The following is an 11,830-nucleotide window of genomic DNA, read 5'->3' as shown; positions in this document are numbered from 1 at the left end:
AAAACGCAGCCGCAGGCGGAGTTTTTTCCAGAAGTTTTTCTTTTGCTTCTTTTCTTTTTTCAAAAAGAAAAGAAGAATAGAGAGGTGATTGAGAAGAATGGAGCGGCACGAAATCAAAATCAGGACGGAGTTTATCAAGCTCCAGGATCTGCTGAAGTTTGCCGGGGCGGTGGAGACCGGCGGGGACGCCAAGCTGATAATTCAGGAGGGGCGGGTGTCTGTCAACGGGGAGACCTGCACCATGCGGGGCAGGAAGCTGCGCCCCGGGGACCGGGCGTCCATCGACGGCGAGACGGAGCTTGTGGTCACGTGATTGTCAAGAAGCTGGAGCTGGATTTTTTCCGCAACTACGCCCATCTGGAGGTCTCCTTTGACCCCCGGGTCAACCTGATTTACGGCGACAACGCCCAGGGCAAGACCAATCTGCTGGAGGCCATTGCCTATCTCTCTGCCGCCCGGTCCCATCGGGCCAGGTACGACAAGGAGATGATTATGCTGGGGGTTGACTCCGCCTTTTTAAAGGGGGAGGTGTTCAGCCGCAGCCGGGATTTTACCCTGGAGGCCAAGCTCTTCCGGGGCCGGGGGCGTCAGCTGCACTCCAACGGGGTCCGTCTAAAGACCGCCGGGGAATTGGCGGGCGTTCTGAACACGGTGCTCTTCTGTCCGGAGGACCTGTCCTTGATTAGAGCGGGGGCGGCAGACCGGAGAAAATTTCTGGACAGCGCCATCTGTCAGCTGCGGCCCCGGTACGCCCAGGCCCTGGCGGAGTACCACCGGCTCTGCGACCACAAGACCCGCATCCTTCGGGACTGGCCGGAGAACCCCTCCCTGCTCCAGCTGCTGGACGACTTCAACCTGCGCATGGCCCAGACGGGCGCCATTGTGATCCATTACCGGGCCCACTTTATCAAGCGCCTGAAGGAGCACGCCCCCGCCATCCACGCCGATTTCTCCGGGGGACGGGAGGGGCTGGAGCTGACCTATGAGACGGTGTCCACCATAGACGACCCCAAAAAACAGCCCCGGGAGCTGCTGCCCATGCTGCTGGACCACCAGGAGCGCCACCGGCAGGCGGAGCTGGACAGCCGCCAGTGCTTGTCCGGGCCCCATAAGGACGACCTGGCCGTCACCATCGGCGGGCAGTCCGCCAAGACCTACGCCTCCCAGGGCCAGACCCGCACCGCCGCCCTCTCCTTCAAGCTGGCCCAGCGGGAGATCTTCCAGGAGGAGACCGGCGAGTGGCCGGTGCTGCTGTTGGACGACGTCCTCTCTGAGCTGGACCCCCGGCGGCAGGCCTTCGTCCTCAACCGCATTCGGGGGGGCCAGGTGTTCATCACCTGCTGCGAGGAGGAGAAGCTGGAGGGCCTGGAGGGGGGCAGGGCTTTCCACATTCAAAATGGAAAGGTGAGCTGACCAATGGACGAGATCAGATTTATCCTGGAATGTACGCTGGAAAATGCGTTTGTGATCCTCCCTCTCGCACTGATATCCGGCGGAATGGCCTTTTTTGCCGGAAGAATGGCTACGGACCGGATGCAGAGATGGATTCTGCTCCCCCTGGCCGCGGCCGAACTGGCGCTGTTCCTCACCATGGTCCCATATCTGGCGCGATGGGTCAATATCCAGTCGCTCATTTGGGGTTTCTGGTATGAGGGAGGTCTGAATTTTTATCTGCCCTTCTCCGCCATGTTCGGAGTGCTGGCGGGATATCTGCTGAGGATCGGGAAGAAAGGGTAGGGACCGCCATGTATTTGCATCTGGGCCAATCGGTTATGGTGTCCGACCAGGACATTTTAGGGGTCTTCGACCTGGACAACGCCAGCTGGGCCTACAAGACCCGGGAGTATCTGGAGCGGGCGGAGCAGGAGGGCCGGGCCATCTGGCTCACCGGCGACCTGCCCCGGTCCTTCATCCTGGTGGACAGCCGGTGGGGGGAGCCGGTGGTGTATATCTCCCCCCTCTCCTCCGCGACTCTGGCCCACCGGGCGGAGCGGAGTGGAATAGAAGTCTGAATAAGGAGGACGACATATGCAAGCCATCGAATATCTGTGGAGGGACCGCAAGCGCCACCTGGGCCTGCCCCTCTCCTTCACCAAGTATAGCCTCAGTGAGGACCGGCTGTTCTGCGAGACCGGCCTGCTCAACCTCAAGCAGGACGAGGTACTGCTTTACCGGGTCCGGGACCTCCAGCTGAATATCAGCCTGGGCCAGCGGATTTTCGGAGTTGGAACAGTGTGCGTGGTCTCCTCGGACAAGAGCATCCCCCACCTGGACCTGAAAAATGTAAAGCGTCCCCGGGAGGTGAAGGAGCTGATCCACCGCCACGTGGAGACGGCCAAGGACAAACGGCGGATGCGCACTACCGAACTGGTGGGGAGCGAAGGGGACGGCGGCTTACACGACGTGGAGGACCCGGAGGACGAGCTGGATTAACACACACTTTAGAGAGAGAGGAAAAACTATGAGACGACTGACAGCCCTCCTCGCGGCAATGGTGCTGCTTTTGACCAGCTGCGGAGGAAAAAACGATCCGCCCCAGGAGGAGCAAAGCACGCCCAACAGCAACGCCCTGGCTATGACCATGACCAGGACCCGCTTCAGCCAGGAGACGGAGGACATTTTAAAGCTGCTGGAGGTGGACGGGGGTTTCTATGATTTCTGTGTGGACGATTCGGTCAACGGCTTCTCCATGAATGTGTGGGTCCTGACCAACGGCGCATGGGTCAGCAGCGGAGAGATCAACGGCAAGGTAGAAAACAGGCAGGGACAGATCGGCGTCCAGCTGCTGGAGGACGGCTGTAACTTTTTCCAGCTGGACAACACCGGCCATACCAAGTACTCGGTGAAGTACACCACCGGACTGAAGGAGTGCGCCGCCATTGGAAGGAAGGGGCTGAACACAGACGAGCAGCCCGCCGTCATCGAGCCGGGCAAAGAGCAGTTTCTGTTCATGGAGCTGGGCTGGAAGGACGCGGCCATCCAGGCGAATATGATGGATGATTTCCGCAGCTCCAGCTGTGACGCCGGCGTGGCCGCCACCATCACCTTTACCGCCGCCCCTGCGGCTTGATATATAAAAACGGGTTCCCTTTTTGATACAGGAGGTTTCACAGCATGGCTGAAGAATTGAACCAGATGAATGAACTGAACACGACCCAGACCGACCACGAGTACGGCGGGTCGGAGATCCAGGTCCTGGAGGGCCTGGAGGCGGTGCGCAAGCGCCCGGGTATGTATATTGGCTCCACGTCGGAGTCGGGACTGCACCACCTGGTGTATGAGATCGTGGACAACTCCATTGACGAGGCCCTGGCCGGCCACTGCACCGACATTACCGTCACCATCAACCCGGGCAACACCATCACCGTCACCGACAACGGCCGTGGTATCCCGGTGGATATCCAGCCCCAGACGGGAAAGCCCGCTCTGGAGGTGGTCTTTACCATCCTCCACGCCGGGGGCAAGTTCGGCGGCGGCGGCTATAAGGTGTCCGGCGGGCTCCACGGGGTAGGCGCCTCGGTGGTCAACGCCCTGAGCGAGTGGCTGGAGGTCCAGGTCCACAAAAACGGAGAGATCTATGAGATGAAGTTCTCCCGGGGGAAGATCACCCAGGAGATGAAGGTGGTGGGCAGAACGGACCACACCGGCACCACCGTCACCTTCAAGCCCGACCCGGAAATGTTCGAGTCCCTGGAGTACAACTATGATACCCTCCACACCCGTATGCGGGAGGAGGCTTTCCTCAACGCTGGCCTGCGCATCCAGACGGTGGACCTGCGTCCCGGCCAGGAGCAGGAGGACGATATGTGCTACGAGGGGGGCATCCGGGAGTTCATTTCCTTCATCAACCAGAACAAGACCCCCATCCACCCCGACGTGATCTACATGGCCGGGGCCCGGGAGGACTCCATGGCCGAGGTGGCAATGCAGTATAACGACGGCTACCAGGAGATCATGGCCTCTTTTGCCAACAACGTCCACACCGCTGAGGGCGGTATGCACGAGGAGGGATTCCGCCGGGCCCTGACCAACGTGCTCAACGCCTATGGCAGAAAGATCAAGCTGCTGAAGGAGGATGAGAAGGTCTCCGGCGAGGACTGCCGGGAGGGTTTGTCGGTGGTCATCTCGGTAAAGCTCACCGAGGCCCAGTTCGAGGGGCAGACCAAGACCAAGCTGGGCAACAGCGAAATGCGGACCCTGGTGAACAACGTGGTCAGCGAGAAACTGGAGGTCTTCCTGGAGGAGAACCCCGGCGTGGGCAAGGCCATTCTGGAGAAGGCGCTGATGGCCAGCCGGGCCAGAGAGGCCGCCCGAAAGGCCCGGGAGTCGGTGCGCCGCAAGTCGGTGCTGGAGTCGGGACAGATGCCCGATAAGCTCCAGGACTGCAACGAGCGGGACCCCGCCCTGTGCGAGATCTATATCGTGGAGGGCGACTCCGCCGCCGGCTCCGCCATTCAGGGGCGGGACAGCCGCTTCCAGGCTATTCTGGCTATGTGGGGCAAGATGCTCAACGTGGAGAAGGCCCGGGCGGACAAAATTTACGGCAACGACAAGCTCTATCCCCTGGTGCTGGGTCTGGGGGCCGGCATTGGCGAGGAATTTAATATTGACAAGCTGCGCTATCACAAAATCATTATCATGGCCGACGCCGACGTGGACGGGGCCCACATCCGTACCCTGCTGCTCACCTTCTTCTTCCGCTATATGCGGCCCCTGATCGAGCGGGGCTATGTGTACTCCGCCGTCCCCCCTCTGTTCAAGCTGACCCGGGGGAAGACCACACGGCTGGCTTTCTCCGAGGAGGAACGGGACAAAATTTCCGCCGAGCTGCGGGGGGACAACCCCAACGTGAAGGTAGAGATCAACCGCTTCAAGGGCTTGGGCGAGATGGACCCCCACGAGCTGTGGGAGACCACCATGGACCCGGAGCGTCGCACCCTGCGGCGTATCACCCTGGACGACGCGGTGGCCGCCGACCAGATCTTCACCGTCCTGATGGGCGAGGAGGTGGAGCCCCGGAAGGACTGGATTGTAAAGAACGCCCAGTATGTGGACAATCTGGACTTTTAAGAGGAATAAGAAATGGTGGAGAACAACAGCACTGTCAAAGTGGAAGGACTCTATTCAGAAGAGACTGTTCAGCATCTGCACCAGAGAATCAAGACCGACCCGATAGGCGCCTATCTGGAGGAAGTGACGGCCCGTTTCCGCTGTCTGTTTGAGCAGCCCGGCTGGGACCCAGGCGACCCGCTGTGCATATGGATGGGGCTGGAGACGGCGGTGACCTGCTTCCCGGCGGAGCAGATGATACAACGCGGTCTGGAGGCGGAGGACTGGCAGAGCCTGAACGACACGAACTTTCAAAGTGTCCGGCTGCAGACCTTTGGCCTGCGCCTGAACCCAGGTGAGGAGTTCTGGTACTTTTTCCAGGCACTGGCCGCCATTGCGGTGGGGGATGATGGGCTGATGGAGTGGATCTTCCCTGCCGGAATGGAGAAGAAGGTCCCGAAAAAGGTATATCCCCTCTATCGGGTGGGCGCCCCTCTGCTGGCGGGGCTGTGGTATCAGGACCGGGCTCTGCTGGAGTTTGCCGTTCCCAACGGGGAGACGTTTGCGGCCAGTAAAAAGCCTCAGTGGGACCGGGCAGTGATCTCTTACCTGCTGGCCCTGTGCCGCCGGGACGTGAAAGAAGCTGGAAAACAGCTCCAGACCCTGTGTCAAACGGTCACTCGGGTGGATGTTTCCTGGGAAAAGGAGCCCTTCCTCCCCGCCCACGGCCTGTACCGGCTGGCGGCCCGCGTCCTCAGCGGGGAGGAATTTGATCAGCTGGCCATGCCGGACTACAAGACCTTTTCCAGAGGCTATGCCCGGTGGCGCGGGACTCCCAGCGGAACGCTGGCGCTCCCCTACCCGGAGCCGATGGAGTTTGTCAATAAAGCCCTGACCGGCGTGTGGCCGCCCAGGCAGTGCTGAGGAAAGGAAGATTTTTGTGGAAGAGATTGTCAAAAAAGGCCCCGTTCCGGCGATGCCAGAGGGTATCAAAATCAACTTTGCTGCGCACGGCAGTATGCCCGGCCAGGAGCTTGCGGATATTTCCGAGCAGGGCATTCAGGATATGATCCGAAAAGTCAAAAACGGGAGATATTCCAGTCTGCTCCTGGCGCCGGAGGAGGATGATCTGGATCAGTTTCTGATGATGGAGTCCTCCCCTGAGCTGATTTTTATACAGGTTTGGGACGCGGAGACAGAGACCGCCTGGGTCTGCTTCAGCCCGGACCTTTTGGATTCCCATGAGGAGGCCCCCATTGAGTGCAGTGACGGACAGTCTGTCATTCGAATGCGGGATACCATACCCAATACGCCGGAGGCGCGGGAACTGGCGGCCAAATGCGCGGAGTGGTACGCCCACACGCTGGAGCCCTACCCCGGCATGGACTGGATGAAGGTGACCGGCTGACGGTCATAGAAGTGAGGTAATTATGGCACACAACCGAGATTATAAACCCGAGGATATCCTCTTTCCCAACCAGGCCATCACCGAGTCGGAGCTGGTTGGGGAGATGGAAAAGAGCTATATTGAGTACGCCATGTCGGTCATCGTGGGCCGGGCCCTGCCCGATGTGCGGGATGGATTGAAGCCGGTCCACCGCCGCATTCTCTATACCATGTATGAGAGCGGCCTGACCAGCGACAAGCCCTTTAAGAAGTCGGCCACCTGCGTGGGCGACGTGCTGGGCAAATACCACCCCCACGGCGACTCCAGCGTCTACGACGCCATGGTCCGGCTGGCCCAGAACTTCTCCATGCGGTATATGCTGGTGGACGGCCACGGCAACTTCGGCAGCGTGGACGGCGACCCCCCCGCGGCCTACCGTTACACCGAGGCCCGTATGTCCAAGATCTCCAACGAGATGCTCCGGGACATTGACAAGGATACCGTGGACTGGGACCCCAACTTTGACGAGACTCGGAAGGAACCCAAGGTGCTCCCCTCCCGCTTCCCCAACCTGCTGGTCAACGGCTCCAGCGGCATCGCCGTGGGCATGGCCACCAATATCCCTCCCCACAACCTGCGGGAGGTGATTGACGCCACCATCTGCGTGCTGGAAAACCCGGAGGCCAGCCTGGCCGACCTGATGGAGCACATCAAGGGCCCCGATTTCCCAACCCGGGGGATTATCATGGGCCGCTCCGGCATCCGGGCCGCCTACGCCACCGGTCGGGGCAAGGTGGTGCTGCGGGCCAAGACGGAGTTTGAGGAGTTCGGCAAGGACCGCATCCGGATCATTGTCAACGAGCTTCCCTATCAGGTAAACAAGCGCCAGCTGATTAAAAATATTGCCGACCAGGTGAAGGACAAGCGGCTGGAGGGCATCTCCGACCTGCGGGACGAGACCGACCGCAACGGTATGCGCATTGTCATTGAGCTGAAGAAGGACGCCAACGCCCAGGTGGTGCTCAACAAGCTGTTCAAGCAGACCGCCATGCAGAGCAACTTCTCTGTGATCATGCTGGCCCTGGTGGAGATGAACGGCAAGCTCCAGCCCCGGGTCCTGTCCCTGCGCAATGTGCTGGACGAGTACATTGCCTTCCAGGAGCAGGTCATCATCCGCCGCACTCAGTACGACCTGAAAAAGGCCCAGGAGCGGGCCCATATTCTGGAAGGACTGCTCATTGCCCAGGACAACATTGACGAAGTGATCCATATCATCCGCAACAGCTACAACGACGCCAAGGAACAGCTGATGGAGCGATTTAAGCTGGACGACGTCCAGGCCCAAGCCATCTGCGATATGCGGCTGATCTCCCTCCAGGGTCTGAACCGGGAAAAGCTGGAGGCGGAGTATAAGGAAATTGAAGAGAAGATCGCTTACTATCACAAGCTGCTCTCCTCTGAGGAGATGCTGCGGGGCGTCCTCAAGGACGAGCTGACCGCCATCCGGGACAAGTACGGCGACGAGCGCCTCACCGACATTCAGGATGTGGAGGACGAGATCGACATTGAGGATCTGATCGAGGAGGAGCAGTGTGTCTTTACCCTCACCCAGGCGGGCTACATCAAGCGCACCCCCGCCAGCGAGTACGCCGCCCAGTCCAAGGGGGGCATGGGGAAAAAGGGCATCACGACCCGGGAGGAGGACTATGTGGTGGACGTGTTCACCGCCTCCACCCACGACTATATCCTCTTCTTCACCGACACCGGCAAGGTCTATCGGAAAAAAGGTTACCAGATCCCCGAGAGCGGTAAGACTGCTAAGGGCACCAACATTGTAAATATTCTCCAGGTGGAGCAGGGGGAACGGGTCCAGACCATGCTCCATTTCCGGGAGACAGGGGATAAGGAGCTGTTCCTGTTTATGGTGACCCGCCAGGGGACGGTAAAGCGCCTGCCGGTACAGGCCCTGAAAAACCTGCGCAACAACGGCATCCGCGCTCTGCGCCTGGACGAGGGGGACCAGCTGGTTTCCGTCCGGGAGACCGACGGCTCCAAAAGGATCCTCATCGCAACCCACGACGGTATGGCGGTGTGCTTCAACGAAAGCGACGTGCGGCCTATGGGACGGGAGGCCGTGGGTGTCCGGGGTATCCGTCTGCGGGAAGGCGACTATGTGGTGGGCGCCGCCCGGGCCCTGGAGGGGCGGACGGTACTGTCCATCACTGAAAAGGGCTTTGGCAAGCGGACCCCGGTGGAGGAATACCGGATCACAAACCGGGGCGGACTGGGCATCAAGAACTATATGGTCACCGAGAAGACGGGCCCCATTGTGGGGATCAAGGTGGTAGACGGCTCCGAGGACCTGCTGCTGGTGACCCAGGCCGGTATCCTCATCCGGACCCATGTGGACGCCATCCGTATGGCAGGCCGGGCGACCCAGGGCGTGATTGTCATGCGCTTTAAGGAGGAGGGGGATAAGGTCATCTCCCTGGCTCTGGCCGAGCGTGAGGAGGGCGGAGAGACCGCTCAGCCGGAGGGCCCGAAATGAGGAAGACAGTTACGGTTTATACCGACGGGGCCTGTTCCGGAAACCCCGGCCCCGGGGGCTGGGGGGCCATTTTAATGTACGGGTCCCACAAAAAGGAGCTGTCCGGGGGTGAGGCCCAGACCACCAACAACCGAATGGAGCTCACCGGGGTCATTGCCGCCCTGGAGGCGCTGAAGGAGCCCTGTGTGGTGGAGCTCTACTCCGACAGCAAGTATGTCATTGACGGCCTGGGCAAGGGCTGGGCCAAGGGCTGGCGGGCCCGGGGCTGGGTGAAGTCGGATAAAAAGCCCGCCCTCAACCCCGACCTGTGGGGAAAGCTGCTGGACCTGTGCGAGAAGCACACCGTCAACCTCCACTGGGTGAAGGGCCATGCGGAAAACGAGTTTAACAACCGCTGTGACCAGCTGGCGGTGGCGGAGAGCCAAAAATATAAGTGAGCCGCCAAGGTCAGCTGCTGGAGCACCGGGATCAGGAAACTCAGAAGAGCAATAAGTGCTTATAAAAAGCTCAGAGCCAACCGGCTCTGAGCTTTTGATTTTATTCCTGATCCTTTGCGTCAGCAATGGTATCCAGTAAGTTGCAAAGCTCCTCTACAGAATAGGTGTCTTTGCCGCTGTTTTTTAAAAAACGCCTCAGGTCGTAGAGAACAGCTTTTTGGGTATCCCTGCGCTCTTTCTCAGTTCCCACGTTTTACACCGCCTTCTCTGTTGGACACGGGAGACATGACCCTTACAGGTGTATTATAACATGGAGATGGTGAGATAATCAACACAAAGAACGGAGGCTATCGCTTTTTCCGCTTCTTGCGGTAGCAGATATCCCGATTGCCGCAGGTGGCGCAGCCCCGTCCACAGCCCCGCTTTGAGCCGTAGTCGTTATACAGCAGAATGGCGATGGGGATGCCGATTACCGCCCCGGTGAACAGAGCTACAGCAAGGATTTCCATGGGCCTGTCTCCTTCCGAAATCTAATGGTAAGCCTATCTTACAGAGCTCCGCCCAAAAAAGCAAGGGGGACCTACTTGCCTTTTCCCAAAAAAGACGGTACAATAATCAAAAAGGATGGTGAAGCCCTTGTTTGAAGATTTTCTCTATCTCCTGCGGCGAAACGGGCTGAAGGTCTCTCTCACCGAGTGGATGGCTCTGGCGGAGGGTTTGGAAAAAAATCTCCACAGCGCCAGCTTTACCGGCTTTTACCACCTGTGCCGCTGTCTGCTGGTGAAGAGCGAAGCCGACTTTGACGCCTTCGACCGCAGTTTTTTGGAGTACTTCCGGGACGTCCCCTTTCAGCAGGAGGTATCCAAGGAGTTATTGGACTGGCTGAATAAACCCGATGTATTGACCGAATATGCCAACTGGGACGAGATCCAGGCGCTGAAAAACCTGGGGCTGTCAGAGGAGGAGATCGAGCGGATGCTCAAGGAGCGGATGCAGGAGCAGAACGAGGAGCACAACGGGGGCAATTACTGGGTCGGGACCCACGGTATGTCGGTGTTCGGCAACTCCGGCCTCTCCCCCAAGGGCATTCGGGTGGGAGGCGAGTCCATGTACCGCCGGGCCTTCCGGGTCGCCGGAGAGCGAAAATTCCGGGACTTCCGCCGGGACAACACCCTGGACACCCGCCAGTTTCAGGTGGCCCTGCGGCACCTGCGGCAGTACTCCGGGCTGGTGGACCTCCCCCCTACCGAGTTCGACGTGGACAATACCATCCAGGATACCGCCAACAACGGCGGCGTGCTGAAGGTGCGCTACAAACGACCCCGGGAAAATACGGTGAAGGTGCTGCTGCTCATGGACTCGGGGGGCTCCATGGACTACTACGCCCAGATGTGCTCTGCCCTGTTTCAGGCGGTGTCCAAGTCGGGCCACTTTAAGGATTTGAAGGTGTACTACTTCCACAACTGCCCCTACGCCCGGCTGTACCACGACCCAACCCTTCTGTCCCGGAACAGCGTATCCACCGACTGGGTCCTGTCCAATCTCCCCGGGGATTACAAGCTGATTTTGGTGGGGGATGCCCAGATGGCCCCCTATGAACTGTCAGGGGGCTGGTATGGCCGCAGCGACCGGGCGGACGGCCCCCAGTGCGGCATAGATTGGCTGCGGCTGCTGAAGGGCCGGTTTCGCCACACCGTCTGGCTCAATCCCAGCCGCCGCCCCGACTGGGGCGCCTACTGGTCCCAGACCTACGACCAGATCGCCCGGGAATTTCCCATGTTCCCCCTCACCGTGGACGGTCTGGAGGAGGGTATGAAAAAACTGCTCACCAGGTGAACTCCCGCGCCCTTATAAAATAGGAAACCCCCGCCGTCAGGCGGGGGTTTCACATTTTATTTAGATGAGGCTGAGGACCAGAGTGATAATGATCCACAGAATGGCAACCCACTTGGTCATCTTGGCCAGCTTGGCGTCCAGGCTCTTGGCCTTGTTCTTGGACAGGAAGGTGTCCGCGCCGCCGGCAATGGCCCCGGACAGACCAGCGCTCTTGCCGGACTGGAGCATGACCACGGCGATCACGGCCAGCCCGCACAGGACCTGGACAATGGTAAGGATCAGATTCAGCATAGTTACTCGTTCCTTTCAAGGGCCCGGAGGCCATAAATTTACTGTTTGACCGGAAAATCCGGAAGTACTGAAAAGCATATCATAATTCACCGGGGATTGCAAGGGATTTTCACAACTTTCTTTAATTCGGAAAGTAGAGAAAATTTGTAGAGCGGGCTGGGGTCGTTTCACCTTGTGATACCGCAGGAGCGCACAAGCGGCGCATCCGCTTGCCCCCTTTTGAAAGGGGGTGGAAAGATTATCATATGAAGTGCAACACAAGAAAAAAGGGAGGACAACAAG

General features: G+C 59.4%; 15 protein-coding genes. 12 read left to right on the top strand and 3 right to left on the bottom strand.

Translation table 11 applies throughout. The features are described 5' to 3' along the window. The first annotated feature begins 97 nt into the window (after window positions 1–97). From D1646_RS09610 to rnhA, 11 genes are read left to right on the top strand one after another with little or no spacing between them, the layout of a single operon-like run. The gene (locus D1646_RS09610; protein WP_160636255.1) at window positions 98–313 is read left to right on the top strand and encodes an RNA-binding S4 domain-containing protein; all 216 of its coding nucleotides are present in this window, start codon (window positions 98–100) and stop codon (window positions 311–313) included. Continuing rightward, window positions 310–1,413 carry a DNA replication/repair protein RecF gene (gene recF / locus D1646_RS09605; protein WP_160636254.1) on the top strand — a complete coding sequence of 368 codons (1,104 nt, stop codon included), beginning with the start codon at window positions 310–312 and terminating at the stop codon, window positions 1,411–1,413. Before D1646_RS09610 ends, recF begins: the two co-directional genes overlap by 4 nt. A 3-nt stretch (window positions 1,414–1,416) precedes the next feature. Continuing rightward, the gene (locus D1646_RS09600; protein ID WP_160636253.1) at window positions 1,417–1,737 is read left to right on the top strand and encodes a hypothetical protein; all 321 of its coding nucleotides are present in this window, start codon (window positions 1,417–1,419) and stop codon (window positions 1,735–1,737) included. Window positions 1,738–1,745: 8 nt separating this feature from the next. Beyond that, a complete protein-coding gene (locus D1646_RS09595) occupies window positions 1,746–2,012 on the top strand; it encodes an extracellular matrix/biofilm biosynthesis regulator RemA family protein (protein WP_160636252.1) in 267 nt (88 codons plus the stop codon). A 16-nt stretch (window positions 2,013–2,028) separates the two neighbouring features. After that, entirely contained in the window at window positions 2,029–2,433 is a 405-nt protein-coding gene (locus D1646_RS09590) for a PH domain-containing protein (RefSeq protein ID WP_160636251.1), read from the top strand. A gap of 28 nt (window positions 2,434–2,461) precedes the next feature. Next, complete coding sequence (locus D1646_RS09585; RefSeq protein WP_160636250.1) at window positions 2,462–3,070, top strand: hypothetical protein; 609 nt, start codon at window positions 2,462–2,464, stop codon at window positions 3,068–3,070. 44 nt (window positions 3,071–3,114) lie between these two features. Beyond that, on the top strand, window positions 3,115–5,070 hold the full coding sequence (gyrB, locus tag D1646_RS09580; RefSeq protein ID WP_160636249.1) for a DNA topoisomerase (ATP-hydrolyzing) subunit B: 1,956 nt from the start codon (window positions 3,115–3,117) through the stop codon (window positions 5,068–5,070). Window positions 5,071–5,082: 12 nt separating this feature from the next. Then, a complete protein-coding gene (locus D1646_RS09575) occupies window positions 5,083–5,973 on the top strand; it encodes a hypothetical protein (RefSeq protein ID WP_160636248.1) in 891 nt (296 codons plus the stop codon). A gap of 16 nt (window positions 5,974–5,989) precedes the next feature. Further along, on the top strand, window positions 5,990–6,457 hold the full coding sequence (locus D1646_RS09570; protein WP_160636247.1) for a hypothetical protein: 468 nt from the start codon (window positions 5,990–5,992) through the stop codon (window positions 6,455–6,457). Window positions 6,458–6,479: 22 nt separating this feature from the next. Next, window positions 6,480–8,984 carry a DNA gyrase subunit A gene (gene gyrA, locus D1646_RS09565; RefSeq protein WP_160636246.1) on the top strand — a complete coding sequence of 835 codons (2,505 nt, stop codon included), beginning with the start codon at window positions 6,480–6,482 and terminating at the stop codon, window positions 8,982–8,984. Continuing rightward, window positions 8,981–9,421 (top strand): ribonuclease HI, encoded by a 441-nt coding sequence (rnhA, locus tag D1646_RS09560; RefSeq protein ID WP_160636245.1) that lies wholly within the window; start codon window positions 8,981–8,983, stop codon window positions 9,419–9,421. The genes gyrA and rnhA overlap by 4 nt, the downstream gene beginning before the upstream one ends. 100 nt (window positions 9,422–9,521) lie before the next feature. On the opposite strand, the gene D1646_RS22675 is transcribed toward rnhA, so the two are convergent. Together D1646_RS22675 and D1646_RS09555 are read right to left on the bottom strand one after the other, a co-directional pair. Then, entirely contained in the window at window positions 9,522–9,671 is a 150-nt protein-coding gene (locus D1646_RS22675; protein ID WP_201754622.1) for a hypothetical protein, read from the bottom strand. Between the two features lie 97 nt (window positions 9,672–9,768). After that, window positions 9,769–9,930, bottom strand: coding sequence for a hypothetical protein (locus tag D1646_RS09555; protein ID WP_160636244.1), 162 nt, complete (start codon window positions 9,928–9,930; stop codon window positions 9,769–9,771). 127 nt (window positions 9,931–10,057) lie between these two features. Here D1646_RS09555 and D1646_RS09550 point away from each other — a divergent pair, with 127 nt between their 5' ends. Then, complete coding sequence (locus tag D1646_RS09550; protein ID WP_160636243.1) at window positions 10,058–11,257, top strand: VWA domain-containing protein; 1,200 nt, start codon at window positions 10,058–10,060, stop codon at window positions 11,255–11,257. Window positions 11,258–11,317: 60 nt separating this feature from the next. Here the strand turns inward: D1646_RS09550 and secG are convergent, their stop codons facing one another. Further along, entirely contained in the window at window positions 11,318–11,548 is a 231-nt protein-coding gene (secG, locus tag D1646_RS09545; protein ID WP_160636242.1) for a preprotein translocase subunit SecG, read from the bottom strand. Window positions 11,549–11,830: the final 282 nt, after the last annotated feature.

The sequence above is a fragment of the Pseudoflavonifractor sp. 60 genome (assembly GCF_009911645.1).
Lineage (GTDB): Bacteria > Bacillota > Clostridia > Oscillospirales > Oscillospiraceae > Lawsonibacter.
Note: the sequence above shows the minus strand (reverse complement) of the source record. Positions and strands in the feature narration are given on the sequence as shown.